This window comes from Streptomyces sp. LE64, assembly GCF_052606915.1.
Window position 1 is genome coordinate 3,597,459 of the sequence record NZ_CP199708.1, and the last position, 25,601, is coordinate 3,623,059.

25 protein-coding genes and 1 pseudogene are annotated in these 25,601 nt (G+C 74.4%); 13 read left to right on the top strand and 13 right to left on the bottom strand.

What is annotated here, in order from left to right; all coding sequences use genetic code 11:
- Nucleotides 1–174 precede the first annotated feature (174 nt).
- The 4 genes from ACSMX9_RS16335 (at nucleotide 175) to ACSMX9_RS16350 (ending at nucleotide 4,782) form a co-directional block, all read left to right on the top strand.
- A complete protein-coding gene (locus ACSMX9_RS16335; protein ID WP_445394843.1) occupies nucleotides 175–780 on the top strand; it encodes an ATP-binding protein in 606 nt (201 codons plus the stop codon).
- Nucleotides 781–1,072: 292 nt separating this feature from the next.
- On the top strand, nucleotides 1,073–3,214 hold the full coding sequence (locus tag ACSMX9_RS16340) for a restriction endonuclease (protein WP_445394844.1): 2,142 nt from the start codon (nucleotides 1,073–1,075) through the stop codon (nucleotides 3,212–3,214).
- Nucleotides 3,215–3,309: 95 nt separating this feature from the next.
- Nucleotides 3,310–4,227 carry an aminoglycoside phosphotransferase family protein gene (locus tag ACSMX9_RS16345; RefSeq protein ID WP_445394845.1) on the top strand — a complete coding sequence of 306 codons (918 nt, stop codon included), beginning with the start codon at nucleotides 3,310–3,312 and terminating at the stop codon, nucleotides 4,225–4,227.
- Nucleotides 4,228–4,293: 66 nt separating this feature from the next.
- Nucleotides 4,294–4,782, top strand: a complete 489-nt coding sequence (locus tag ACSMX9_RS16350; RefSeq protein ID WP_445394846.1) for a GNAT family N-acetyltransferase — start codon at nucleotides 4,294–4,296, stop codon at nucleotides 4,780–4,782.
- Between the two features lie 70 nt (nucleotides 4,783–4,852).
- Here ACSMX9_RS16350 and ACSMX9_RS16355 read toward each other — a convergent pair whose 3' ends face one another.
- From ACSMX9_RS16355 to ACSMX9_RS16375, 5 genes and pseudogenes are all read right to left on the bottom strand, one after another.
- Complete coding sequence (locus ACSMX9_RS16355; RefSeq protein ID WP_445394847.1) at nucleotides 4,853–5,443, bottom strand: dihydrofolate reductase family protein; 591 nt, start codon at nucleotides 5,441–5,443, stop codon at nucleotides 4,853–4,855.
- Between the two features lie 105 nt (nucleotides 5,444–5,548).
- A complete protein-coding gene (locus tag ACSMX9_RS16360) occupies nucleotides 5,549–6,973 on the bottom strand; it encodes an MFS transporter (protein ID WP_445403006.1) in 1,425 nt (474 codons plus the stop codon).
- A 171-nt stretch (nucleotides 6,974–7,144) separates the two neighbouring features.
- Entirely contained in the window at nucleotides 7,145–8,176 is a 1,032-nt protein-coding gene (locus ACSMX9_RS16365; RefSeq protein ID WP_445394848.1) for a zinc-binding dehydrogenase, read from the bottom strand.
- 90 nt (nucleotides 8,177–8,266) lie between these two features.
- Nucleotides 8,267–8,694: pseudogene (locus ACSMX9_RS16370) on the bottom strand (hypothetical protein).
- Nucleotides 8,695–8,746: 52 nt separating this feature from the next.
- Nucleotides 8,747–9,070 carry a hypothetical protein gene (locus ACSMX9_RS16375; protein WP_445394849.1) on the bottom strand — a complete coding sequence of 108 codons (324 nt, stop codon included), beginning with the start codon at nucleotides 9,068–9,070 and terminating at the stop codon, nucleotides 8,747–8,749.
- A 137-nt stretch (nucleotides 9,071–9,207) separates the two neighbouring features.
- On the opposite strand from ACSMX9_RS16375, the gene ACSMX9_RS16380 reads away from it, so the two are divergent.
- Both ACSMX9_RS16380 and ACSMX9_RS16385 read left to right on the top strand, forming a co-directional pair.
- The gene (locus tag ACSMX9_RS16380; protein ID WP_445394850.1) at nucleotides 9,208–9,873 is read left to right on the top strand and encodes a pentapeptide repeat-containing protein; all 666 of its coding nucleotides are present in this window, start codon (nucleotides 9,208–9,210) and stop codon (nucleotides 9,871–9,873) included.
- Between the two features lie 100 nt (nucleotides 9,874–9,973).
- On the top strand, nucleotides 9,974–10,726 hold the full coding sequence (locus tag ACSMX9_RS16385; protein ID WP_445394851.1) for a class I SAM-dependent DNA methyltransferase: 753 nt from the start codon (nucleotides 9,974–9,976) through the stop codon (nucleotides 10,724–10,726).
- Between the two features lie 85 nt (nucleotides 10,727–10,811).
- Here ACSMX9_RS16385 and ACSMX9_RS16390 read toward each other — a convergent pair whose 3' ends face one another.
- Nucleotides 10,812–11,402, bottom strand: coding sequence for a TetR/AcrR family transcriptional regulator (locus ACSMX9_RS16390; protein ID WP_445394852.1), 591 nt, complete (start codon nucleotides 11,400–11,402; stop codon nucleotides 10,812–10,814).
- A gap of 114 nt (nucleotides 11,403–11,516) precedes the next feature.
- Between ACSMX9_RS16390 and ACSMX9_RS16395 the strand changes: the two genes are divergently transcribed.
- The gene (locus ACSMX9_RS16395; RefSeq protein WP_445394853.1) at nucleotides 11,517–12,503 is read left to right on the top strand and encodes a saccharopine dehydrogenase; all 987 of its coding nucleotides are present in this window, start codon (nucleotides 11,517–11,519) and stop codon (nucleotides 12,501–12,503) included.
- Between the two features lie 52 nt (nucleotides 12,504–12,555).
- On the opposite strand, the gene ACSMX9_RS16400 is transcribed toward ACSMX9_RS16395, so the two are convergent.
- From ACSMX9_RS16400 to ACSMX9_RS16410, 3 genes are all read right to left on the bottom strand, one after another.
- Entirely contained in the window at nucleotides 12,556–13,056 is a 501-nt protein-coding gene (locus ACSMX9_RS16400; RefSeq protein WP_445394854.1) for a hypothetical protein, read from the bottom strand.
- Between the two features lie 352 nt (nucleotides 13,057–13,408).
- Nucleotides 13,409–14,107, bottom strand: a complete 699-nt coding sequence (locus ACSMX9_RS16405) for a response regulator (protein WP_445394855.1) — start codon at nucleotides 14,105–14,107, stop codon at nucleotides 13,409–13,411.
- Nucleotides 14,104–15,393 (bottom strand): sensor histidine kinase, encoded by a 1,290-nt coding sequence (locus tag ACSMX9_RS16410; protein WP_445394856.1) that lies wholly within the window; start codon nucleotides 15,391–15,393, stop codon nucleotides 14,104–14,106. Before ACSMX9_RS16410 ends, ACSMX9_RS16405 begins: the two co-directional genes overlap by 4 nt.
- Nucleotides 15,394–15,607: 214 nt before the next feature.
- Here ACSMX9_RS16410 and ACSMX9_RS16415 point away from each other — a divergent pair, with 214 nt between their 5' ends.
- Nucleotides 15,608–16,228, top strand: a complete 621-nt coding sequence (locus tag ACSMX9_RS16415; RefSeq protein WP_351243439.1) for a GlcG/HbpS family heme-binding protein — start codon at nucleotides 15,608–15,610, stop codon at nucleotides 16,226–16,228.
- 110 nt (nucleotides 16,229–16,338) lie between these two features.
- Nucleotides 16,339–17,850, top strand: coding sequence for a M1 family metallopeptidase (locus ACSMX9_RS16420; RefSeq protein WP_445394857.1), 1,512 nt, complete (start codon nucleotides 16,339–16,341; stop codon nucleotides 17,848–17,850).
- Nucleotides 17,851–17,973: 123 nt separating this feature from the next.
- On the opposite strand, the gene ACSMX9_RS16425 is transcribed toward ACSMX9_RS16420, so the two are convergent.
- Nucleotides 17,974–18,549, bottom strand: coding sequence for a TerD family protein (locus ACSMX9_RS16425; RefSeq protein WP_351243441.1), 576 nt, complete (start codon nucleotides 18,547–18,549; stop codon nucleotides 17,974–17,976).
- Nucleotides 18,550–18,816: 267 nt separating this feature from the next.
- On the opposite strand from ACSMX9_RS16425, the gene arfB reads away from it, so the two are divergent.
- Nucleotides 18,817–19,245, top strand: coding sequence for an alternative ribosome rescue aminoacyl-tRNA hydrolase ArfB (gene arfB, locus ACSMX9_RS16430; RefSeq protein ID WP_351243443.1), 429 nt, complete (start codon nucleotides 18,817–18,819; stop codon nucleotides 19,243–19,245).
- A 48-nt stretch (nucleotides 19,246–19,293) separates the two neighbouring features.
- On the opposite strand, the gene ACSMX9_RS16435 is transcribed toward arfB, so the two are convergent.
- Nucleotides 19,294–19,776 (bottom strand): DUF6281 family protein, encoded by a 483-nt coding sequence (locus ACSMX9_RS16435; RefSeq protein WP_445394858.1) that lies wholly within the window; start codon nucleotides 19,774–19,776, stop codon nucleotides 19,294–19,296.
- Between the two features lie 458 nt (nucleotides 19,777–20,234).
- The gene (locus tag ACSMX9_RS16440; RefSeq protein WP_445394859.1) at nucleotides 20,235–20,810 is read right to left on the bottom strand and encodes a flavin reductase family protein; all 576 of its coding nucleotides are present in this window, start codon (nucleotides 20,808–20,810) and stop codon (nucleotides 20,235–20,237) included.
- A 510-nt stretch (nucleotides 20,811–21,320) separates the two neighbouring features.
- Between ACSMX9_RS16440 and cdgB the strand changes: the two genes are divergently transcribed.
- Nucleotides 21,321–23,012 (top strand): diguanylate cyclase CdgB, encoded by a 1,692-nt coding sequence (gene cdgB / locus ACSMX9_RS16445; protein ID WP_445394860.1) that lies wholly within the window; start codon nucleotides 21,321–21,323, stop codon nucleotides 23,010–23,012.
- Nucleotides 23,013–23,113: 101 nt separating this feature from the next.
- The gene (locus ACSMX9_RS16450) at nucleotides 23,114–23,836 is read left to right on the top strand and encodes a SanA/YdcF family protein (RefSeq protein ID WP_445394861.1); all 723 of its coding nucleotides are present in this window, start codon (nucleotides 23,114–23,116) and stop codon (nucleotides 23,834–23,836) included.
- 13 nt (nucleotides 23,837–23,849) lie between these two features.
- On the opposite strand, the gene ACSMX9_RS16455 is transcribed toward ACSMX9_RS16450, so the two are convergent.
- Nucleotides 23,850–24,332, bottom strand: coding sequence for a DUF5680 domain-containing protein (locus tag ACSMX9_RS16455; RefSeq protein WP_445394862.1), 483 nt, complete (start codon nucleotides 24,330–24,332; stop codon nucleotides 23,850–23,852).
- Nucleotides 24,333–24,540: 208 nt separating this feature from the next.
- On the opposite strand from ACSMX9_RS16455, the gene ACSMX9_RS16460 reads away from it, so the two are divergent.
- Nucleotides 24,541–25,512: a carbohydrate-binding protein gene (locus tag ACSMX9_RS16460; RefSeq protein ID WP_445394863.1), complete on the top strand. Its 972-nt coding sequence runs from the start codon at nucleotides 24,541–24,543 to the stop codon at nucleotides 25,510–25,512.
- Nucleotides 25,513–25,601 lie beyond the last annotated feature (89 nt).

Here is a 25,601-nt window from a genome sequence, read left to right on the forward strand (position 1 = left end):
TCCAGCAGCATCCATTGACAACCAGCGACATCCATCGACACAGAGCGAACCAGTCCATCGGGAGAATTCAGGGTGAGCGGCACCAGAACGATCGACCTCAGGAACGAATGTGCGACAGGGGGCGCGGGCGGGGGTCCGAGGGCGACGGGTGCGGCGGCTCAGGCGGGTTGTGCCGTGAGTTACCTGCGCGCCTCGCCCCCCGGCACCCTCACCGAACGGGACCGGGCCCGCCCCGGGCAGGTCCGCCGCATCGTCCGGGCGCAACTGCGCCACTGGGGGCTGGAGGACCTCGTCGAGCCGGCCCAACTGGTGGTCAGCGAACTGGTCACCAACGCCTTCCAGCACGCCCGCGGCGACGAGGTCGGCATCCGGTTGGGCCGTAGCGGGCGCACGGTGCGCATAGAGGTGCGCACCGGGCCGGTGCACGAGGTCGCCCCGTACGCCCGACCCGGTTCCCGGCCCGGCCCGGAGGCGCGGGGAGTCCCGTCCGGTACGGCGGCGCACGCCCCCCGCGCCGGCGCCCGGCCCGTGCCGCGTCCTGGCCCTCGCGCCGCGCACGCCCCGCGTGACGGCTTCGACCGGAGCATGCCGGGGGGACGGAGCTCCGTGCCCCCGGAGCCGATACCGCAGGACCCGCTGTCGGAGCGGGGACGCGGTCTGGACCTGGTGGAGGCGCTCGTCGACGACTGGGGGGTCCAGGCCGGGGGAGCGGTGGTCTGGTGCACCCTGTCCTCCCCCTCCCCCTCCCCCTCCCCCTCGCCCTCGCCCTCTCCCTCGTAGTCGTCTCCGTCCCGCCCCGGGGGCGCCGGATGGCGGGGCTGAGCCCGTGCGGTGACCCGGGCACGGCGCGCGTCCGCCGTGCCCGTCACCGTGCGTGGCCCGCCGCGTACCCTGGGGGTCCCCGCCTCCGTCCACGATCCGGCGAGGCGTGCACTCCGCCGAATTCAGGCGAAAACCTGTCGGAACGTGAGTGCATTGGCCAGACTGGTGGGTCGGAGCACCGGACGGCCGGGCGGGGAAAGGTTCGGGGCCGTGCGGTGGTGGCGCGCAGGAGAGTTAGGGGACGGGCTCGGTGGGGCGGCGTTCGGGTGGGCTGATCGGGGCGTGGGCCGAGGCTCAGCGGCAGCAGCAGCGGCAGTACGAGGAGGCCCGGCGGCAGGAGGCCAGACGACAACGGGAGTACGAGCGGGACCAGCGGGCCCGGGAACGCGACCTGGCGCGGATGCACCGGGAACAGCAGGCCGCGTACCGCAGGCAGCGGGAGGCGGACGCACTGCGCCGCACCGAGGAGATCGAGGCCCGGGTCGCGGAGTTGTCCGGGCTGTTGGCCGCCGGTTGCGGGGCACCGGCGTTCCGGGTGGCGGCGCTGCGGCGCGAGGCCGCGGTGGCGGAGTTCGCGCCGGGGCCGCTGGCCGTCCCGGTGCCGGTGCCGGACCCGCGGGCCTACGTCGCCCACGGCGGGGGCTGGGGGCCGGGGGCGCGGGCGCGGGCCCAGCAGGAGGCGCAGGACCGGTACCGGCAGGACTGGGAGACGGCCCGGCTCGCCGAGGAGCGCCGGCTGCGCGAACTCGCGGACTACCGGCACCGCTACGAGCAGTGGGCCGCCGGCCAGTTGGCCGAGGTGCGCGCCCACAACGAGGGCGTGGGGACGATGGCCGTCGCCCTGCGCGCCGGGGATCCCGACACGGTGGTGGAGTACTTCTCCGCCGCCCTGTACGCCAATTCGGTCTGGCCGGAGGGCTTTCCGCGGCAGGTGACGGCGGCCTTCGACCCGGGGCCCCGGCAACTCGTGCTGAGCTGGGAACTGCCCGCGCTGGAGGTCGTTCCGGAGAGCAGGTCCGCCCGGTACATGATCAACGCGGACCAGGTGAAGGAGAGTCCGCGTCCGGTCACCCAGCGACGCTCCCTGTACCGGGAGGTGCTCGCGCAGAGCGTGCTGCTGGCCCTGCGGGACGTGTTCGCCGCCGATGAGTACCAGGTGTTGGAATCCGTCGCGCTCAACGGCTTCGTGGACGACTACGACCCGGCGACCGGCCGGCGGGCCGAGATCGTGGTGGCCTCCGTGGTCGCGGAGCGGGCCGTGTTCGGCGGGCTGCGGCTGGAGCTGGTGAACGCCGTGGACTGCCTGGGCGACGCCCTGGGCGGCACCCTGTCGACCAAGCCGGACCAGCGGGCCGCGGTGCGGCCGGTGCGGACCCCGGAGCAGGTGGGCGTGGACGTGGTCAGCCACGGCGGGGGCGCCGAACCGGACCTGTTGGAGATGGACCCGCTGGAGTTCGAGGACCTGGTGGCGGAACTGTTCCGGGCCCGGGGCATGCAGGCCGTCACCACCCAGCGCTCGGGCGACGGCGGGGTGGACGTGGACGCCGTCGACCCCGACCCGATCAGCGGCGGCAAGATCGTCGTCCAGGTCAAGCGCTACCGCAACACCGTCCCGCCGAGCGCGGTGCGGGACCTGTACGGCACGGTGCAGGACCAGGGGGCCAACAAGGGCGTCCTGGTGACCACCTCGGGCTTCGGCCCCGGTTCGTACACCTTCGCCAACGGCAAGCCGCTGACCCTGGTGTCCGGCCCCGAACTCGTCGACCTGCTGCACATGCACGGACTGCTGGGGCGCCTCGGCGGCGGCCCCGCCCCGAGCACCGTCCCGGCGGCGCCCGCCTCGGCGGCGACCCTGGTGCTGCCGGTGGACCCGCCCGCCGGCGCCCCAGCCGAGGGGGCGGCGGGCGAGGAGTACAACGTGCTCGGCATGGACTGGTCGGGTGCGGTCGCCCTGGACGTGTGCGCCCTGGTCTGCCGGGGCGGCCGGGTGCTGGGCGACGACTGGTTCGTGTTCTTCAACAACCCCGGCACCCCGGACGGTGCGGTGCGGATGCTCGGCGGCTTCGCCGGCGACCGGGCCGCGGTGCGGGTCGCCTTCGACGCGCTGCCCGCCGGGGCCGACCGACTGGTGCTGGTGGCCGCCGTGGACCCGGAGGTCAACCCGGACGCCGACCTGGCCGGGTTCACCGGTGCCGGCATCCGGCTGCGGGACGCCGACGGCGCCGAACTCGACCGGTTGGAGGTCTCCGACGGCCGTCCCGCCGAGACGGCCCTGGTCCTCGGCTCGTTCCGGCGCCGGGCGGGCGGCGACTGGGACTTCGTGGTCGGCGGCAAGGGGTACGAGGGCGGGCTGGAGGAGCTGGTGGGGGACTTCGGCATCGACGTGGAGTGAGCCGCGGCGGCCCGGGCGCCCGGTACCCGCCGAACGGAGGGCACCGCCCGAAATTCGGGGGCGCCCCGCGCGGGACGCTCCCTAGGATCGGCCGGATGACCGAGAAGGCCCAGCCGCGTCCCCCGTTCGAGATCCCCGCAGAACTGATCGCCAGCCAGCACCGGTACAAGCGGGAGGCGGGTCGGGCGTTCATCGCCGACCTGCCCCGGCGCGCCGCCGAGTTCGTCGAGCGCTGGGAGCTGAGCATCACCGGCCCGGCCATGCACGGGATGGCGTCCCTGGTGCTGCCGGTGGACCGGGCCGACGGGACGCCCGCGGTGCTGAAGATGCAGGTGGCGGACGAGGAGAGCGAGCACCAGGGGCTCGCCCTGCGGCTGTGGGACGGCCGGGGGTGCGTCCGGCTCCTCGAAGAGGACGGGCGGACCACCACCCAACTGCTGGAGCGCGCCGACGGGGGGCGTTCGCTGGACGACGTGGCGGACTCCCGGGCCGCGGTCGCGGTGATCGGTGACCTGCTGGCCCGGCTGACCGCGGTCCCCGGCCCGGCGGGGATGCGCCACCTCGCGGACATCGCCGCGGACATGCTCGCGGCGCTGCCCGCCGCCCTGGAGGGGATCGACGACCCCGGGGCCCGGCGGGTGCTGGACGCCTGCGGGGAGGCGGTGCGGGAAGTGCTGCCCGAGCCGGGGGACCGGCTGCTCCACTGGGACCTGCACTTCGACAACGTCCTCGCCGCCACGCGGGAGCCCTGGCTCGCCATCGACCCGAACCCGCTGGTCGGGGACCCGGGCTTCGACCTGATGCCGGCCCTCGACAACCGCTACGAGGACGGCGAGACGCTGTGGCGCTTCGACCACCTCACCGAACGGCTGGGCCTGGACCGGGCCCGTGCGGCCCGCTGGACGCTGGCCCGGGTGCTCCAGAACTCGCTCTGGGACGTCGAGGACGGCGAGCCCCTCCAGGACGTCCAGCTGCGGATCGCCGAGCGGCTGCTCTCCCACCGGCTCGGCTGAGCGCCGGATCGTCCCGCCCTTCGGGAGCACTGGACCGCTGTCCGATACACGGGGTTTACTGCCGGCATGATTCGTACCGCCGCCCCCGACGACGTGCCCGCCGTCCACGCCATGGTCCGCGAGCTGGCCGACTACGAGAAGGCGCTGCACGAGGTGCGGGCCACCGAGGAGCAACTGCACGAGGCGCTGTTCGGGGAGCGGCCCGCCGCGTACGCGCACCTGGCCGTGGACGACGCGAGCGGGGAACCGGTGGGTTTCGCCCTGTGGTTCCTGAACTTCTCCACCTGGCGCGGGGTGCACGGCATCTACCTGGAGGACCTGTACGTCCGCCCCGAGCGGCGCGGCGGCGGCCACGGCAAGGCCCTGCTGACCGAACTCGCCCGGATCTGCGTGGCCCGCGGCTACGAGCGACTCGAATGGTCCGTCCTCGACTGGAACCGGCCCTCGATCGACTTCTACCGTGCGCTGGGCGCCCGCCCCCAGGACGAGTGGACCGTGTACCGACTGACGGACGAGGCGCTGGCCGCGTTGGGCGCGCCGGTCCCGGCCCCCTAGCCCGCGCGCCCGGGCCCGGCCGTGGGCCCGACCCCTGGGGAAGGCCGCCGTGGGTACGGGCCCCTCGCCCTCAGTCCGTCGTCCGCCGGTAGGTGCTGGTGACCACGCCCTTGGGGGTGGTGGCGGTGCCGGCGAGGGCCAGGGTGCGCAGGCCGCCGTCGGCGGGGAAGATGCTCTTGCCGCCGCCGAGCAGCACCGGCATCGTCATCAGCCGGAGTTCGTCGACGAGGTCCTCCGCGAGCAGGGTGCGCACCAGGGCGGGGCTGCCCATCACCAGCAGGTCGCCGCCCTCGACACCGGCCAGGGCGCGCAGTCGGGACACGGCCTCGTCGCCGGGGACCAGGGTGGTGTTCCAGGTGAGGTCCTCGGTGGTCAGGGTGCGGGAGACCACGTACTTGGGCAGGGCGTTCATCCGGTCGGAGAAGGGGTCGCCGGACCGCTCGGGCCAGGCACCGGCCATCACCTTCCAGGTGCGGCGCCCGAAGAGCAGCGCCTCGGCGGAGGACAGGGCGCCGTCGATGAAGCCGCCGAGGACCTCCGGGTCGAAGAAGGGGGCGGTCCAACCGCCGTGCGTGAAGCCGCCGTCGGTGTCCTCGTCCGGGCCGCCGGGCGCCTGGACGACTCCGTCGAGGCTGATGAACTCGCTGATCACGATGCGCACGGGACTCGCTCCTCTTCGATCACTTGATGTTGGCGACAGGACAGACCGCGGCGCGGCCCAGAACTCATCGCCCCGTGCCGTAGGAAATCACGAGGCCCACCGCGGTCAGGTGGCGGTCTCGCCCAGGGGCTGCCCGGCCGGGGTCGGTTGGCGCTGCGGACGTCCCGTCACCATCGTCCCGGCGATCACCGCGGCCAGCAGCATGATGCCCACGGCCCACCAGATGGCGACCGTGTAGCCGTGCACCACGCCCACGTTGGTGAGCCGGGCCACCGCCGCCGGGTCCCGGGCCTCCGCCGGGGTCAGCCGGGAGGCCACGTACGCGGTCGCGGAGCTGGTGGCGATGGTGTTGAGCAGTGCCGTCCCGATGGAGCCGCCCACCTGCTGGGAGGTGTTCACGGTGGCCGAGGTGACCCCGGCGTCCCGCGGGGCGACGCCCTGCGTGGCGGTGGCCATCACCGGCATGAACGTGGTGCCCATGCCCAGCCCGAGCAGCAGTTCCGCGGGGAGCACGTGCGTCGCGTACTCGGCGTGCACGGTCAGTTGGGTCAGGATCGTCAACCCGGCCGCCGCGACGATCAGCCCCGGCACCATCAGGGTCCGCGGGGGCACGTGCTGCATCAGCCGCGCCGAGACCTGGGTCGAGCCGATGATGATGGCCGCGGTCATCGGCAGGAACGCCAGCCCGGCCTTCAGCGGCGAGTACCCGAGCACGGTCTGGAGGTAGTAGGTGAGGAACAGGAAGGTGCCGAACAGCCCGATGGTGACCAGTGCCATGGTCAGGAAGCAGCCGGCCCGGTTCCGCTCCCGGATCACGTGCAGCGGCAGCAGGGGGTGCGGGGCGCGGCCCTGCCACCACACGAAGACGGCGAGCAGGGCGACCCCGCCCAGCAGCAGCCCCAGCACCAGCGGATCGCCCCAGCCGCGCGGCTCGGCCTCGTTGAACCCGTAGACGATCGCCACCAGCCCGCCGCAGCCCAGCACCACCCCGGGCACGTCGAGGCGGGAGTCCCGGTGTCCGGGGCGGTCGTGCAGCAGCAACAGGGCCCCGAGCACGGCGATCGCGGCGATGGGCACGTTCACGTACAGGCACCAGCGCCAGGACAGGAACTCGGTGAGCACCCCGCCCATGATCAGCCCGATCGCGGCCCCGCCGCCGGCGATCGCCCCGTACACCCCGAACGCCCGGGCCCGTTCCTTCGGGTCGATGAACGAGGTGGTCAAGAGGGAGAGCGCGGAGGGCGCGAGCAAGGCGGCGAACACGCCCTGGAGCGCCCGCGCCCCGAACAGCATGCCCGAACTTGCGGCGGCCCCGCCGAGCCCGGAGGCCGCGGCGAAGCCGATCAGGCCGATGACGAAGGTGCGCTTGCGCCCCACCCGGTCGGCGACCCGCCCGCCCAGCAGCAGCAGACCGCCGAAGGCCAGGGTGTACGCGGTGATCACCCACTGCCGGTCCGCGTTGGAGATGTCGAGGTCGCGCTGGGCGGACGGCAGGGCGATGTTCACGATCGTCGCGTCGAGGACCACCATGAGTTGGGCGAGCGCGATGACGACCAGCCCCCACCACCGGTGCCGGTCCGGGGCGCCCTCCGTCGCCGGTTCGCCTGCCGGGGCACCGCTCGGGGACGTACTCACCCTGTCAGAACACCACGGAACCCCCCGACCCGCATCCGCGGACTCCGGGCCCCGGCCGGTCCGGGGTCAGGGTTCCAGGACGACCTTGCCGACGGTGAGCCGGCCCTCCAGCTCCCGGTGGGCGCGGGCCGCCTCGGCGAGCGGGTACCGGGTCACGGCCGGTACCAGCGACCCCCGGGCGGCCAGCGACAGGGACCGCAGCTCCAGGGTGCGCAGCGGGTTCTCGCCGCCCGCCCGCTCCAGCATCACCGGCCCGAGCACCTCCCGGGAGCTGATCCCCCGCTCCTTCAGATACGTCTCGTGCGGCCGGTGGGGCCCCGCGTCGAGGGGGTCGGCGTGGCCGAACCAACCGAAGACGACATGGGTGCCCCCCGGGGCGAGCAGGTGCACGGCGGCCCGTGCGGTGTCCCCGCCGACCCCGTCGTAGACGATCGTCGCCCCGCGCGGGGTGCCGGGGCGCCCGGCGCCGGCGTCCAGGAACGCCCGCACGGTCCCCGCCCAGCTCGGTTCGCGGTAGTCGACGGCGAGGTCGGCGCCCGCCGCCCGGACCCGGGCGACCTTGGCCGCCCCGCCGGCCAGCCCCACGACCACCGCGCCCGCGTTCCTGGCGTGCTGCACGAGCAGGGTGCCCAGCCCGCCGGCCGCCGCGGGGACGACCACCACGTCGTCCGGGCCGGGCTCGGCGAACTGGACGATGCCCATCGCGGTGCGGCCGGTGCCGATCATGGCGACCGCGGCGGCGGCGTCCAAGCCCTCGGGCACCTCGTGCAACCGCTCGGCGGGCACCGCGATCCGCTCGGCGTACCCGCCCGGGTTCATCCCGATGTGGGCCACCACCCGTCGCCCCGCCCAGACGGGGTCGGCGCCGGGGCCCACCGCGCTGACGGTGCCCGCGACCTCGCGCCCCGGGACGGTGGGCAGCACGGCCGGCCCCGGCCCGGGGCCGGCGACGCCCTGCCGCAACACCGTGTCCAAGACGTGCACCCCGGCGGCGGCGACCTCGATCAGGACCTCGCCGGCCGCCGGAACGGGGTCCGGGACCTCCTCGAACAGCAGGTTCTCGGCGGGACCGAAGGCGTGCAGACGGATGGCGCGCATGGCGGACGACTCCTCGTGACCGGGGACGCGCCCCCGGGGGCCCGGGAGCGACGGTACGGCCCCACCCTGCGACCTCGACCAATCTTGAGGTCAAGGGGTGCCGACGTCGGCGGGCCGGTGCGCCAGGAAGCTGGCGATCCGCCAGGCCGACCCCGCCGGCGGTTCCTGGAGCAGCCGGGCGCCGACCACGAACCCGGCCCCCTCCAGCAACTCCCCGAGCCGGTCGGCGGGGGGCCGGTGGGAGTCGTACGACACCGGGCGGTCGCCGTAGGCGCGGGTCGGCCGCAGCCGTTCACCGGCGCCCACGTGGCCGGCCAGGTGCGCCGTCACCTCGCCCGGACCGCAGCCCAGGTCCGCGACCGGCCCCCGGTCGCCGACCCGCACCAGCTCCGCGAACGCGGCGAGCACCGCACGCGAGAGGGGTCCAGGGCGGTCGGGTCGGGGACGCGCTCGGCGTCGGCGGCGGCCACGGTGTCGTACGGTTCCCGCACCGCTGTCAGATGGGAGGGCTCGGCCATGCGAGGACCCTACGGACGCCGCCCGCGGCCCGCCCCCACCGCACGGCGGGTCCTACGCCCCGGGTAGCCCCGGAGCCGTCGACTCCGGTCCGTGGCCGGCGAGGTGGAGCAGGAGGGCGCACTCGTCCTCGGCCACCACGAACACCTGCTGCCCCCAGTGGGCGCCGAGCCGCTGCGCGACCTCGACCAGTCGACGGCGTTCCGGCGGCGAGTACGCGGGGAACCGGACCCGGCCCCGCTCGGCGATCACGTTGCCGAGCTCGTGGAACAACACCGCCCGCGTGCGCTGCTCCTCCTCCTCGGTCAGGGGTGTCGGGCCCCCTTCCACCGGTCGCAACCGGACGTTGTACAGGTCCCGTACCACTGCGCCGCCCACCGTTCGTCGAGTCCGTGCCGGAGGGACCATCCAAGCAGCGAACGGCCGCTGCCGCAGGGTGTTCGACCGCCCGCGACGGGTGCCGGCACCCGTCGCGGGCGGCGTCGATGTCAGTGGCGGGGTGCACGATGGACGGCATGACGCGCGACGCGGTGGTGAAGCCGGCCCGACGACCCCGGCTCGGGCAACCGGTGCTGGTGCCGTTCACCGGCACGGAGTGGGAACCGGACGGCGACTACGACGGGGTGGAGTTCACCGACCTCGACTGCACCCGCTGGGACGCCGGCGGGGCGCAGTTCCTCGAATGCCGGCTCGGGGGCCTCGTCCTGGACGAGACCCGGCTGCACCGGGCCCGGTTGATCGATTCGGTGCTCACCGCTCCCCGCGGCGTCGGCACCGACCTGGCCGGGGCCACCCTGCGGGACACCGAGGTGGTGGACGCCCGGCTCGGCGGGGTGCAGTTGTACGGGGCGGGCCTGGAGCGGGTGGTGATCCGCGGCGGCAAGATCGACTACCTGAACCTGCGCCAGGCCCGGCTGCGGGACGTGGTCTTCGAGTCGGTGGTGCTGGTCGAGCCGGACTTCGCGGGCGCGGTCTGGGAGCGGGTGGAGTTCCATGACTGCACGGTCAGGGAGGCCGACTTCCAGGCGGCCCGGATGATCGACGTGGACCTGCGGGGCGCCAGTGGGCTGGAGGACGCGCGCGGCATCGGCGGACTCCGCGGCGCCGTCATCAGTCCCGCCCAACTCCTCGACCTCTCCTGGCGGTTCGCCGCCGAGTTGGGGGTGCGGGTGACGGGGTGAGCGGGGTGCCGGTGCGGCCTGGCGGGTTCTCGTCCACGGTCACCCGTCCGGGTGCATATTCGGTGGACAGGCCGCCGGGTCGGCGGTGAGCGTGGACGGCATGCAGACGGAACGGACGACGCACCTGTGGGACGCTGACGCGGCACGCGACTACGACACCCCCGGAACCGGGATGTTCGCACCGGAGGTCCTCGGGCCGACCGTGGCACGCCTGGCCGGGCTCGCGGGGGAGGGGGCGGCACTCGAATTCGCCGTCGGCACCGGGCGGGTGGCCGTCCCGCTCGCCGAGCGCGGGGTGCCCGTCCACGGCATCGAGTCGTCCCCGGCGATGGTGGAGCGACTGCGCGCCAAGGTCGACGCGGCGACCGTCCCGGTGGCCGTCGGCGACATGGCGACCACCGTGGTGCCCGGCGAGTTCACCCTGGTCTACCTCGTCTACAACACGATCTCCAACCTGCTCACCCAGGCCGAACAGGTCGAGTGCTTCCGCAACGCCGCCCGCCACCTGCGGCCCGGCGGCCGGTTCGTGGTCGAGCTCGGCGTGCCCGAACTGCGACGGCTGCCCCCGGGCCGGGACGCCACGGTCTGGGGGGTCGAGCCCGGCTACCTCGGCCTGGACACCTACGACACCGTCCACCAACTGCTCGTGTCCCACCACTTCCGCTTCGACGAGACCCGGCGGGCACGACTGTTCCGCACCCCCCACCGCTACGTCTGGCCCGCCGAGCTCGACCTCATGGCCCAACTGGCCGGCTTCGCGCTGGAGGACCGGCACGCTGACTGGGCCGGCGCCGAGTTCACCGCCGACTCCCCCTCCCACGTCTCCGTCTACCGGCTCCCGCCCACCCCGTGACCGGACGCCCGGCCGCCCCTGGCGGCCGGGCGATGCCGTCCTCCTTGCCGGGGCCACCGGGGCGCGACGGTGCCGGTCGCACGGGCTAGCGGTCGGCCCCGGAGCCGAGGGCCCCCACGATCAGCCCGGTCAACGCCGTGACCGCTTCGCCGTCGGTCGTCCGCGCCCGGTTCAGCTCGTCGGCGATCGCCTCGGCCGCCCCCAGCAGGCCGACGCACCGGAGCCGGAGGGCTCGGGGTGCGAGGTCGGAGTACGGCGACAGCGCGGTGGCCATCAGGTCCGCGTAGCCGTCGCTCGACTCGTGCTGGACCGACCCCAGTTCCGGGCTTCCCTTCAGCGCGGCGGAAACGGCGATGAGTTCCGGCATGTCGGTGGCGCAGGCGAAGTAGGCGGTGCTGATGACCCGGGCGACCGCGCCGGCGCCGGGCGCGGCGTCCCGCAGTGCCCGTGTGATCGCGGCCCGGTGGCGTTCGTCGAGTCGGCGGTGGAGCGCGAGCAGCAGGCCGGGGCGGGTGGCGAAGTGGTCGTAGGCGATCGGCCGGCTCACCCCGGCCTCCTCCGCGAGGGTGACCAGCGTCAGGCCGTCGGCACCCCGGGCGCGCACGATCGCCACGGCGGCGTCGAGCAGTTGCTCCCGCCTGGCCGGCTTGGACAGGCGGGTCGGTGTGGTGGCCATGGTCCTCCCTTGCGTTCTCGTCCCACGTTAAGCTACAAAACGTAGGCTACAAAATGTAGCTTCATGTGGATGCGAGGGGGACCCGCAGTGGGACGGCCGGAATCGGTACTGATCTTGGGTGGTACGGGCCAGGCGGGCACGGGGGCCGCCGCCCTCCTGCGGCAGTGGCACCCGGACCTGCCGCTGACGATCGCGGGTCGCGACGTCGAGCGCGCACAGGAGGTGGCCGATGCCCTCGGCGCCGCGACGGCCACGGGCATCGATCTGCGGCGCGGCGATCTCGGCCTCCCGGCCGACCGCCCCCACTCGGCGGTGGTCGCCGCGCTCTGGGACGACCAGTTGCACGGGCTGCGCTACGCGCAGCGCCGCGGGCTGCCGTACCTCAGCATCTCCAGCGGCCTGACGGACATCGCGCCGGAGGTCGTAGCGGGCGCCCAACGGGCCCACGCCGCGCCGATCCTGGTGGCCAGCCACTACTGCGCCGGTGCGGTCGTCCTCGCGGCACTGCACTCGGCCCGGCGGTTCGACCGGATCGACACCGTCCGCATCGGCACCGTACTGGACGAACTGGACACCGGCGGGCCCGCGGGGACGGCGGATCTAGCGCGGTGGTCCACCGCCACCACGGCGGGCCTGGTGCGCCGGGACGGCGTCTTCACCTGGGTCTCCGACCCCGACGCACGGACGCACGTGCGCAGCACCGACGGCGTCGACCTGCCCGGCCGGCACATCGCCGTCCTCGACGTACCGAGCCTCGCCCTCGCGACGGACGCGCTCCACGTCCGCTTCGCCTTCGCGGTCGGCGAATCCGCAGGCCGACGCCGCGGCGGCCCCGCGTCCTTCGAGGCCCGGATCGACCTCGAAGGAACGGACCGGGCGGGCGCACCGATCAGCACGAGCCGCTACCTGGTCCACCCGGCAGGGCAGCGCCCGCTGACCGCGACCGGCATCGCCCTCGGCGTCGAGCGGTTGCTCGGGCTGCGCGGCGAAGCCGTCGCACCGGGCCTCCACACCCCCGAAGCACTGATCGACCCGGCCTACGCGGTCGAGCGGATGGCGGAGACCGGCGCCGTCCTCGTCGGCCCGCCCGGCGACGACTGAGCCCCGCCCCGGAGGAACCGCACCCCTTGCGTTCCCCCTGCCGGCGGAGCGCTCAGGGCAGTCGCGGGAAACGGGACTGGAGGGTCCACACCGCCGGGTTGTCGGCCAGGTCCTCGTGCAGGTCGACCAGGTCGGCCACCAGGTCGTGGAGGAAGTCCCGCGCCTCCCGGCGCAACTCGGAGTGCGCGAAGGACAGCGGCTTCTCGCCCACCGGGCGCCACTCGGCCTCGATCTCCACCCACCCGAAGCGCCGCTCGAACAACAGCCGGTCCGTCGACTCCGTGAAGTCCAGCTCCGCGTACTGCGGCTGCGCCGACCGGGACCCCAGCGGGTCCCGGTCCAGGCGCTCGACGATGTCGCACAGCGCCCAGGCGAAGTCCAGCACCGGCACCCACCCCCAGGCGGTGGCCAGCTCCCGGTCCTCCTCGGTGTCCGCGAGGTACACGTCCCCGCAGAACAGGTCGTACCGCAGCGCCCGCACGTCCGCCCGCCGGTAGTCGGTCTGCGGGGGGTCGGGGAAGCGGGGGGAGAGGGCGTAGCCGATGTCGAGCACCCCTCATGGTCCCACGGCCGCCACCGCTGCCCGGCCCGGGCCGGCGGCCCTCAGGGGCGGCGGCGCACCACCGGGCCGGTGCCCCCGAGTGCCCGGCAGCCCGTACGCCGATCCGAGCCAGGGGCCCAGCTCGCCCGCGGCCCGCACGGGGTCGGCGCCCGGCAGCGCCGCCCGGCGGCCGTGCCCACCCCGCCCGGTCCCGTGCCGACAGGGGAAGCGTCCCCGCGCCCGTCGTCCGTCCCCCTCGCCGTCGACTGCCGCGGTGGTCCCTCGGCCCCGGGCGAGGGTCAACGGCCGGCGGCGGCTCCGCTCCTCCGGTCCGCGGGGGAGGGCCGGTGCCGCCGGGGGAGCCCTACGCCAGCAGCCGCCGCTCGGTGGCGACCGCCACCGCGCCGGCCCGGGTGTCGACCCCCAACTTGTCGTAGATGCGGCCCAGATGGGTCTTCACGGTGGCCTCGCTGATGAACAGGGCCCGGGCGATCTCCCGGTTGCCCAGGCCGCGCGCCAACTGGCCGAGGATGTCCCGTTCGCGGTCCGTCAGCGAGGGGCGCGGGCTGCGCATCCGCTCCATGACCCGGCTGGCGACCGGCGCCGACAGCGCGGTGCGGCCCTGCGCGGCGGCCCGGATCGCGGCGAACAGCTCCTCGGGGCGCTCCGCCTTGAGCAGGTAGCCGGTGGCCCCCGCCTCGATCGCCCGGGTGATGTCCGCGTCGGTGTCGTACGTGGTGAGGACGAGCACCCGGCCGCCGGCCGCGGAGATCCGGCGGGTGGCCTCCACCCCGTCGATGCCCTCGCCGAGTTGGAGGTCCATGAGGACCAGGTCCGGGGCCAGCTTCGCCGCCATCGTCACCGCCTCGTCCCCGCCGCCGGCCTCGCCGACCACGTCGAAGTCGGGCTCGCTGCCGAGCAGGGCGAGCAACCCGGCCCGGACCACCGCGTGGTCGTCGCAGAGCAGCAGCCGCACCGGGCCGGTGCCGGCTTCGACGCCGGGGGCCCCGGGCGGTGCCGAGGGCTCGGGCGGTGCGGAACGGGCACGGTTGCGGGGGGTCATCGGGGCTCCGGTGCGACGGGGGCGGGCAGGGGGATCGACACGGTCAGGACCGTGCCCTCGGACGGGGCCGACTCGATGCTGAGGGTGCCGCCCAGCGCACGCGCCCGGGCCCGGATGGCGGGCAGTCCGTGCCCGCGCACCCCCGTGCCGGCCGCGGGCACCTCCTCGGGGACGAAGCCCCGCCCGTCGTCCGCGACGTCCAGCACGATCTCGTCGTCCAGGCAGGTCAGGGTGAGCGCCGCGGCCGTGGCTCCGGCGTGCTCGCGGACGTTGGCCAGCGCGCCCTGGGCGATGCGCAGCAGCGCCGCCTCGGTGCGTTCGGGCAGGGCGGTCGGAGTGCCCTCCACGTGGAACCGGACCGGGAGTTCGGCGCGCGACTCGCGGGCCGCGACCCGGCGCAGCGCCGCCACCAGCCCGCCGCCCTCGGCGAGGTCGGCGGGGGCGAGGTCGTGGACGAAGCGGCGGGCGTCGGCCAGGCTGCGTTCGGCGATGGCTGCGGCGGTGCGCACATGGGCCCGCGCCTTCGCCGGGTCGCCGTCCCACACCCGGTCGGCGGCCTGGAGCAGCATCCGTTGGCTGGACAGGCCCTGGGCCAGGCTGTCGTGGATCTCCAAGGCGAGCCGCTGCCGCTCGGCCAGGGTGCCCTCGCGGCGTTCGGTGGCGGCGAGTTCGCGACGGGTGCGGATCAGGTCGTCGATCAGGTCGCGCTGCCGGGCCGCCTGGCGCTGCATGTGCACGAACCCGGCGGTGGCGATGGCCGCCACCGCCGGCGGGGCGAGCAGCAGGTTCGGGTCGAAGCTGTCCGCGAGCCGCCACTGCGCGGCGACGACGAACGCGGTGAGCACGGCGATCAGCACCAGCGCGGGGCGGGCCGGCAGGGTGCGCAGCCCGGTGTAGAAGAGGGGCACCGCGCACCAGGCGAAGCTCGGCGCGAGCACCACCAGGACCACCCACACGGTGACGACCAGCCCGAGCCACGGCACCACCGAGGTGCGCGCCCGCCCGCCGGTCCCGCGCGCGGCACCGGCGGGGGAGGCGCTGCCGAGGGCCGGGCCGAGGACGTACAGCAGGGCGAGCGCGACGGACAGGGCGATGATCCACGGGGTGCGGGGCTCGCCGGGGTGGCGCAGCAGGAACCGGGCCAGGGAGGCGCCCAGCAGCAGGAAGAAGGCCGTGTGCATCACGGCGGCCAGCCAGCGGGCGTCCGGATCGGCGACCGCGGCGGCCGGGGGCGGGGTGGCCCCCGGGCGCGGTGCGCCCCGGTGGACCGGTTCGGTTTCCGGCATACCTCCCATTGTGACCCGGTGCCCCGGCGCCGGGGTCATCCGATCGGTCGACCCCGGGGTCGACCGTCCCGCGCCGTCGAGGTGTCCGGTACGCCGACGGGAACGGCCCCGGTCCGGCCCCAGGATCGAAGCAGAGCCGGTCGCCACCGCACCGGCCGGCCCGACCCGGACCACCGGAACCGGTCGCCCCCGCCGAAGGACAGGACCCGTCACCATGAACCACCCGCTCGACACCCCCGAGACCACCACCGACGCCGCCGCCCCGCGCCACCGGGCCAAGGGCCGCCTCTCGCGCCGGGCCGGGATCGGCGCCGGGGTCGTGGCCCTGGCCGCGCTGGGCGCCGGCACCTTCGGCGCCGTGTCGGCGAGCGCCGAGTCCCCGGCCGCGTCCAGCCGCTCCACCGTCACCTCGGACGCCTCCAACCGGCACCTCCAGCAGACCACGCACCTCACCGTGGACGCCGCGACCCGCGCCGCCCAGGCCGCCCTGGACGCCGCCGAGCGGGAGAACCAGCGGGTGACCGTCGCCGTGGTGGACCGCAACGGCAACACCCTCGTCACCCTGCGCGGCAACGGCGCCGGCCCGCAGTCGTACGAGTCGGCGGAGAAGAAGGCGTACACCGCCGTCTCCTGGAACGCGCCCACCTCCGAGCTGGTCAAGCGGCTGGCGCAGACCCCGAACCTGAAGGACATCCCCGGCACCCTGTTCCTCGGCGGCGGCGCGCCGGTCACCGTGAAGGGCGCCCCGGTCGCGGGCATCGGCGTCGCGGGCGCCCCGTCCGGCGACCTGGACGAGAAGTTCGCCAAGGCCGGCGTGGCCGCGCTGAACCGCTGACCGCCGCCCGCCCGGACACCCCGGCCCCCCTTCCGTCCCCCTCGGCGGGACCGGGGGCCGGGGCCTCGGCACGACGGGCGGGGCGGCCGCGCGGTGCCTAGGATCGCCCCGTGGACCCCGCCCGCCGGAACCGGCCCGGCCGCCCCCGCCCGGGCCCCCTCGCCACCTGCTGCTGCGCGCTCCTGCTGCTGGCCGGCTGCACCCTCCCCGCAACGGGGTCGGCGACCCGCCCCGATGCCCGGGACACCGGGGCCGCGGGGGCGGGCGACCCGTACTTCCCGCTGCTCGGCAACGGCGGCTACGACGTCGCCCACTACGACCTCGACCTCACCTACCGGCCCGAGGACCGGCACCTCACCGGCACCGCCACCGTCACCGCCCGGGCCACCCGGGACCTCGCCGCCTTCCACCTGGACCTGCTGGGCATGACGGTCGAAGCGGTCACCGTCGACGGCGAGCCCGCCGCCGTCCGGCGGGAGGGCCAGGAGTTGACCGTCCGGCCGCGCACCGCCCTGGTCCGCGGCGAGGAGTTCCGCACCACGGTGCGCTACGCGGGTCGGCCCCGGAGCGTCACCGACCCGGACGGTTCCCGGGAGGGCTGGCTGCCCACCGCGGACGGGGCGATCGCGTTGGGCCAGCCCACCGGGTCCATGACCTGGTTCCCCGGCAACCACACCCCCGCCGACAAGGCCGCCTACGACATCGTCGTCACCGTCCCCGAGGACCTGACCGCGGTGAGCGTCGGGGCACTGCGCTCCACCCGGACCGCGGACGGCCGCACCACCTTCCACTGGCACAGCCCGGAGCCGCTCGCCAGCTACACCGCGACCGTGGGCGTGGGCCGCTACGAGGTCACCGAGTCCGTGCTGCGCGCCCAGCCGCGCACCGAGGCGGACGGCGCCGGCGGGGCCCGCCGGACCCTGCCCCTGCACACGGCCGTCGACCCGCGGGAGGCGGCGGCGGCCCGCGGGGTGCTCGCCCGGGTGCCCGAGGTCATCGCCTGGGGCGAGCGCACCTTCGGCCCGTACCCGTTCTCCGCCGCGGGCTCGATCGTGGAGCGCGGCGGCGACGCCGGCTACGCCCTGGAGACCCACACCCGCCCGGTCTACCCGGGGGCGCCGGACGTCCTCCTCGTCGTCCACGAACTGGCCCACCAGTGGTACGGCAACTCGGTGACCCCGCGCACCTGGCGGGACATGTGGCTGAACGAGGGCTTCGCCACCTACGCCGAGTGGCTGTGGGACGAGGAGCACGGCGGGCGGAGCGCGCAGAGCGTCGCCGAGGCCCTGTACCGGGGCGACTACTACGACGAGGGGGTCGAGCCGGGCGCGAACGAGGCGGTGTGGGCCTTCCCGCCCGCCGACCCGCCGGGTGCCGCGGACATCTCGCAGGCGCCGGTGTACCAGCGGGGCGCGCTGGTGCTGCACCGGGTGCGCCGCACCATCGGCGACGACGCCTTCCGCGCGCTGTTGCGCGACTGGCCCGCCCGCCACCGGCACGGCAACGCGGACACCGCCGCCTTCACCGCCCACGTCGAACGCGCCGCCCCCGAGCACCGCGCGGCCCTGCGCCGGGTGTGGGACGGATGGCTGTACGGCGAGGGCAAGCCGCCGCGGCCCTGACCGGCCGGAGGCCCGCCCCGGCCGGCGGCGGCCGGGGACCGTCCCGGGCGGCCGGGACCCGCGGACGCACGACGGCCGGGCCCCGCAACCGGTGGCTGCGGGGCCCGGCCGTCGTACGGCTGCTCAGACGTTGACGCCGAAGTCCTGGGCGATGCCCACCAGACCGGAGGCGTAGCCCTGGCCCACCGCGCGGAACTTCCACTCGGCGCCGTGGCGGTACAGCTCGCCGAAGACCATGGCGGTCTCGGTGGCGGCGTCCTCGCTGAGGTCGTAGCGGGCGATCTCGGTGCCGCCGGCCTGGTTGACGATGCGGATGTAGGCGTTCCGCACCTGGCCGAAGTTCTGGCTGCGGGACTCGGCGTCGTAGATCGAGACCGGGAAGACGATCTTGTCGATGTCGGCCGGCAGCGCGGCCAGGTTGACGTTGATCGCCTCGTCGTCGCCGGCGCCCTCACCGGTGCGGTTGTCACCGGTGTGGACGATGGTCTGGTCCGGGGTCTGCTTGTTGTTGAAGAAGACGAAGTGCGCGTCCGAGTAGACCCGACCCTGGTTGTTCACGGCGATGGCCGAGGCGTCGAGGTCGAAGTCGGTGCCGGTGGTCGTGCGGACGTCCCAGCCGAGGCCCACCGTGACGGCGGTCAGGCCCGGTGCCTCCTTGGTGAGCGAGACGTTGCCGCCCTTGGACAGGCTTACAGCCATGGGGATGTCCCTTTCCTCGTGAAGTGTCGGGTTTCGTACTCTGGACGAAACTACCGTCATCCCTAGCAACGCCGCGCGGGTGCCCCCGGGTTCCTGACACCCCTCCTTATCTTCTCCGCGCCTTGCGCCCCGACGGTCTCACCGGCCGCCCGGGACACCCGTGCCTCCACCGGAACGGACGCACCGGCCGGGGGAGTGGGCGGGACGGGCGCCCGGCAGCGGGAAACGGGGGTGACGGCCGGCCGTCCGGGCGGGACCATGGACGGCATGTCCGGTCCTCATGTCATCCGCGGTTCGGTCCTCCTGCCGGAGGCCGAGCTGATGTGGCGGTTCTCCAGGTCCTCCGGGCCCGGCGGCCAGCACGTCAACACCACCGACTCACAGGTGGAGCTGCGCTTCGACCTGGCGCGGACCACCGCCCTGCCCCCGGTGTGGAAGGAACGCGCCCTGGCCCGGTTGGCCGACCGCCTGGTCGACGGGGTCGTCACCGTACGGGCCTCCGAGCACCGTTCCCAGTGGCGCAACCGCGAGACGGCGGCGGTCCGGTTGGCCGGGCTGCTGGCCGAGGCGACCGCCCCGCCGCCCAAGCCGCGCAAGGCCACCCGGATCCCACGGGGCATCAACGAGCGGAGGCTGCGGGAGAAGAAGGCCCGCGCCGAGACGAAGCGGGGCCGCTCGGGCCGCGACTGGGGCTGAGCCGGGCGGTGGCGGGGCCGAGCTTCCGGCACGGGCGCCCGGGTCCCCTCAGCGGCGGTCCTGGTCGAGGTACTCCTCGACCTCCTCGGGGAGGCCGCCGCCGTCGCGGACGGTGAGCAGCCGGGGTCCCTCCTCGGGGCCCTCGACGGCCAGGGCCGCCTCGGGGTCCAAGCCCTCGACCGCGTGCAGGGTCCAGGCGCCCGGGTCCTCGGTGCCGGTGCCGCGGCCGGTGTCCTCGCAGGGGGCCGAGGACCCGGTTCCCACCACGGGGCCCACCCCGGCCCGCAGCGGCCCCGCGTCCTCGTAGACGCGCGCATCGAACCGCACCCGCAGCGGGCACGCGGGGGCGGGCAGATGGGCGGTCCCGGACGGTTCCGCCCGCTGCGCGTCGGAAGTCGACGCACTCCCGCTGCATCCGGCGGACAATGCGGTGAGGGTGATCGCCCCTAATGCCGTGCCGATGTGCGCCCTGTTCTTCCGTGCCGGCCGACCGGCTGTCGAGGAATTGTCCATACGGATATCGAAGGCCATTCGGGCGACCCGCGCCAGAGCCTCGCGAAAGAAATTCCCGACGGTCGACGTCCTTATCCGTTCGGGTGTGCGCGATACGGAGGGGCCGTCTTTCGGGGGGCGGTCAGAGGCCCGCCGGCCGGGGCGAGTTCGACCCCAACAAGGCTGTGGAGCAAGGCTGTTCGTCCCGTTCCGGGAGCCCGGCGCCGGCCCGGCCGTCGACCTCGAAGGCTCGCGGGACGACCTCGCGGGCGGGCAGCGGCGGGTATGTCGCCCGTGTTTCACGTCCGGCGCGGAGGCCGAGAGCCGGCATGACGTGCATTTCTCTTCCCCGGCGCCCGGTGCGGAAGGCCCGCTGGCTGGAATTCAGACTTTCGCGCAGGGAAAACTGCAAGATCCGGCCATGTGCGGAAGAGTGGGACGCTTTCGCGGAATGCCGTATTCCATCCGTTTCCGCCGGTCGAGGGCCCCGTCCCGGCTCAGCCCAGTCGGCGGTAGCGGCCCCGGAAGTAGGCCAGGGGCTCCCCGTTCGGGCTCGGGAGGTCGGCGGTGAGGACGCGGCCGATGACGAGGGTGTGGTCGCCGGCGGTGACGCGCTGCTCCGTCCTGCACTCCAGGGTCACCAGCGCGCCCCCGACCAGGGGAGCCCCGGACGCCTCGCCCCGCACGTAGGGGATGTCCTCGAAGAGCAGTCGGTCGCTGATGCGGCCCCGCATGGCGAACCTGCCCGCTATGTGCCGCTGGCTCTCCGCCAGCAGGGACACCGCCCAGTTCGGCTGCTCGGCGAGCAGGTCGTCCATGCGGGAGCCCTCGCGCAGGCTGATGAGCACCAGCGGCGGTTCGAGCGACACCGAGAGGAACGCGGTCGCGGTCATGCCGACGTCCTCGCCGCGGGGGCCCTCGGGCGAGAGCGGCGGCTCGTGCGCGGTCACCAGGACGACCCCCGCGGCCAGCCGGGACAGTGCGGCGCGGAACTCGTCGTGGGTCACTCCCCCAGGATGCCCGGCCGGGGCGGTGGCGGGGGAGGACGGCGCGGTGGAGGAGGTGTTCAGCACCCCGCCACGCTAGCCGTATGGCGCATTTCGGCACATCGGCCCAGCGATCGACGATGGTCCTAGGTCCTTCGGACGGGTTTCGTCGCTGCGCGGGCGGCCAGCGGGGTACCGTCTGCGTACCCCACGAAGGGAAGCGGATGTGTATACCCAATGCCGTATGTATCCAAAACCCTTATCTGCGATTTCCGGGAGCATATTCGGAAGTGCCGAGTGCGCCCCCTCCCCCTCCGAACGGCTCCCCCGGGCTCCCCACGAAACGCCCGTCAAATGGGGCCTCTACGGCCTCGCGCTTTGCCCTCAGCAAACGAAGCGCGCGCTTGTCTATGCGCGTCAATCGGCATATTCGGCTGATGTGATATGAGTCACACGGCCGATTATTTGCTGACCCTGTGTACCGGGCGGACAGCTCACTGTGATTCAGTGACGGGGACGCCGTGCTCAGGTGTACTCGGGTGCACCCGGCCGAAGAGAGAACCTGGAGTAGCCGCAGACGTCTCGGGGAGGGCGAGCATGGACACCGAGTCGGAGCCGTACGTCCGCCTGGCGACCCTGCGACAGCTGCACCAGGTCATGGCCGACATGAACACGGCCCGCAGCCTCGCCGACACCGTCCAGACCGTCGCCAACGGCGTCGTCACCGGACTGAACTACGAGCTGGCCGCGGTGAACCTGGTCCGCCCGGACGGCGACCTCGTGGTGGCCGCCTTCGCCGGCAACGCCGACGCCGAAGCCATGATCACCGGTCGGGTCGGCTCCCGCGCCGCCTGGGACCGCCGGCTCGGCATGGGCGAGCGCTGGGGCAGCCTCATCTTCATCCCGCACAACGAGGGCTGGGTGCTCGACGAGGACGACGTCCCGCAGTGGTACACCGACGGCCCCGAGCCCCGCTTCGAGGACGAGTGGCACCCCGCCGACCGCCTCCTCGCCCCCCTCTACGCCAACGGCGGCCTCCCCGGCGAACTGATCGGCGTGCTCTCCGTGGACCGTCCGCGCAACGGGCGGCTACCCGGCGCATGGGGGCGCGAGGCGCTCCAGATGTACGCCTTCCAGGCCGCCATTGCGATAAGCAACGCCCGACTGCGAGCAAACATGCAGCGCGCGCTCGTCCGGCTCGAACGCGAGCAGCAGGCGCTGCGCGCCAGCGAGGAGTCCTTCCGCCAGGCGTTCGAGTACGCGCCCAGCGGCATGGCCATCGCCGAGATGGGCGGCGACCAGCACGGCCGCATCCTGCGCACCAACGACGCGCTGTGCCGGTTGCTCGGCCGGCCGGCCGCCGCGATGCGCCGCTACTCCTTCTCCGACCTGGTGCACCCCGAGGACATCGGGACGCTGCTGCGGACCTCCGCCGAGGGCGGCCGCGCCGAGCTGCGGCTCGCCCGCCGCGACGGCACCTACCTCTGGGTCTCCCTGCGCAACTCCGTCGTCGCGGACGCCGCGGACGGCCCGCGCTTCCTGCTCACGCACGTGGAGGACATCGAGGAACGCAAGCGCCGCGAGCTGCAACTCGCGCACCGGGCCAGCCACGACGCCCTCACCGGGCTGCCCAACGCCGCGGAGCTGCGGTCCCGGCTGTCCTCCCGGCTCTGCCGCCGCCCCCAGGGCAGCGCCAGTTCCCGGGCCGCGGCCGGGGAGTCCGTGGACGCGGCGTACGGCGGTCCCGGAGTGCAGGACTTCGACCAGGCGGAGGCGCTCGCCGAGCGGGCCGCCCGCGCCGCCGAACGGTTCGAGACCCCGGCCGGCGAACCCGTGGTGGGCTACGACCACGTGCACGTCGTCGCCCCCGAGGGCGGCCGGGACGACGGGACCAAGGGCCTCGCCGTCCTCTTCTGCGACCTCGACGGCTTCAAGTCGATCAACGACCGGTTCGGCCACCACACCGGCGACGCCGTCCTCATCGAGGTGGCCCGCCGGCTCACCAGCGGGGTCCGCGACGGCGACACCGTGGCCCGCCTCGGCGGCGACGAGTTCGTCGTCCTCGCGGACGGCCTCGGCAGCGCGGACGCCCAGGACCTCGCGGTGCGGCTGCGCAACGCGATCATCCCGCCCATCCGCGTGGACGGGCGGGGCGTACGGGTCGGCGCCAGCTTCGGCATCGGCTGGGCGCGCTGCGGGATGACCGCGGAAGAGGTGCTGAAGTCCGCGGACCAACTGATGTACGTGGAGAAGCGGGCCCGGGCGAAGCAACAACGCCGCGCGGGCTGACACGGGTCTCCCCGGGTGCGTGCGTTCCGTCCGGCCAGGACGCACGCCCCGCGGGGGCGGCCTGGCGAAACCATTCTGCGCGCGTAGGCGTCGGTGCGGGTATGACACGACGACTGTTCCCGGCGGTCCGGCTCCGGCTCCCCGACCCCGTCGGTCTGCGCGCCCTGGCGCGCTCCCGGCGCGCCCAGCGGTGGCTGGTGCAGGCGGCCATGGTCGCCTCGGTCGTCGGCCTGGCACCGGTCACCTGGATGCACCTGGCCGCCGAGGACGCGGTCACCACGGTCGCCGAGGTGCCGCGGCAGGAGGTGGCGGTGGTGTTCGGGGCCGGGCTGCGGGAGGGCGAGCCGTCGCCGTACCTGGCGCACCGGCTGGACGCGGCGGCGGAGCTGTACCACGCGGGCAAGGTCCGGGTGGTCCTGGTGACCGGGGACAACGGGCGGGTGGAGTACGACGAGCCCGACGCCATGCGGACGTACCTGACCGGGCGCGGGGTGCCCGACGGGCACGTCGTCAGCGACTACGCCGGCTTCGACACCTGGGACTCCTGCGTCCGGGCGAAGAAGGTGTTCGGCGTGGACCGGGCGGTGCTGGTGACCCAGGACTTCCACATCCGCCGGGCGGTGACGCTCTGCCGTTCCGCGGGGGTCGAGTCGCACGGCATCGGGGTGAGCGAGCCGCTCGACGCCAGTTGGTACGGGGGCAAGGCCCGGGAGGTCCTCGCCGCGGGCAAGGGCGCGCTGGACGTGCTGCTCGACCCGGCCCCGCGCTTCCTGGGGGCGCAGGAGGAGGGCGTCCGGGAAGCGCTGGTCACGGCCGTTCCGTGAGTCGGGCCGCGGCTCAGTCGAGGACGCGTCCGCCGTGGTAGTGGAGTTCGTAGGCGCGCACGCCGTCGGCGGTGCGGATGTGTTCGACGCCGCGGAAGCGGGTCACCGTGCCGGTGGTCTCGTCGACGTAGGTGTAGGGGCCGGTGGTGTGGGTGTGTCCGCCGAGGAAGCGGCCCTCGGCGTAGAGGGCGGACAGCGCGGCGGTGATGACCTCCCCGGCCGCCGCGGCGTCGATGTCCTCGGTGAGTACGGTGCCGTAGTAGTTCATGCCCCAGACCGCGCGTCCGGCGAGGTGCACGGTCTCCTGCCCCAGGAAGTCGGTGCCGCCGAAGTAGCTGTCCCGGTAGACCAGGTCGCCCTCGCGGTACTCCAGGTCGTGGGATCCGGCCCGGGACGGGTCGGTGCGCCCGCCGCCCGTGACGTAGGTGGCGGCCTTGGCCCGGACGACGAACGCTTCGAGTGCGGCCGGGTCGAGCGGTGCGGTAGTGGTGTCCATGGCAGTGGTGTAACACGCGGGTCCGACAGTGCCCGGAGGGTGCCACGGGCCGTGGAACGGGGGGTATGCCTGCTTCGTCACCCTTTACCATGGAAGTTTCCGGTGCGGTGCGGAGGTGGGGGGAACCGTCACTCAATGGGATGAGTCGGAACGGGTAGGCTCGCCCGCATCACGCGTGCACTGGACCATGCTGAGGAGTGACCCAGGGATGACCGCCGGAGACAACGGCAGCAAGCCCGCGGACGACGACCCGTTCGGCTATCTGTACGCCGACGGGCAGGCGGCCGGGGCCACCCCGCCCAGTGGTGGCGGAGGCTACGGCTACCCGGGCCCCCGCTCCTCGTACCACCAGGTGCGTCCGGTGGGCGAGCGCCAGTACAAGGGACCGCAGCAGCAGTACGCCCAGCAGCCCCCCGCCCACGGCCAGGTCCCGCCGCAGCAACCGCCGTACGGTCAGCCGCCGTACGGCCAGCAGCAGGTGCCGCCCGGCCCGCCGGCGGCACACGGGGGTCCGGGGGGCGGCCGGGGGCGCGGGCCGAACACCCGGGGCATCCTCATCGGCGCGATCGCGGTCCTGGCGGCCGTGGTGGTCGGCATCGGCGTGGTCGTGCTGAACGGCAAGGACGACGACAAGACCCCGGCCAGTGCGGACAGCACCCCCTCGGCGCCCGCCCAGGGCGGTGACGAGGGCGAGGAGGACAAGGCCCCGAAGGGCGACGGCGACGAGAAGACGCCGGAGCCCGGCGAGCTCCCCCGGCTCGACGCCAAGGCGCTGAAGCAGGAGGGGGGCGTCACCACCTCCAGCGACGTGTCGGGGGCGAAGGCCGCCGGCGGGGTGTACGTCACCGGCTTCAACCAGGTCGGCGCGGCGGTCACCTGGACCCTGGACGACATCGCGGAGCCCGGCAAGTACACCGTGTTCGTGGGCTACACGGTGCCCGGCAAGGACGCGAACGCCACCATCACCGTCAACGGCACCGCCCAGAGCAGGCCGTTCAGCCTGAAGAACTACGCGAACGCCGCCGAGGGCGACCGGGCGAAGGGCTGGACCGAGTCCTACGGCTACGTGGAGCTCAACAAGGGCACCAACACCGTCAAGTTGTCCTGCGAGGAGGGCAACCAGTGCGACGCCGACCTGGACCGGGTCTGGCTCGCCAAGGGGTGGGTCACCAGGGGCTGAACCCCGACCCGTGCGCGCCGGCGGCGATCCGTCGCCCGCCCCCGCGGTGGCGGGCGCGTTCCGCGGAAGGGTCGGCCCGGGGTGCTTGT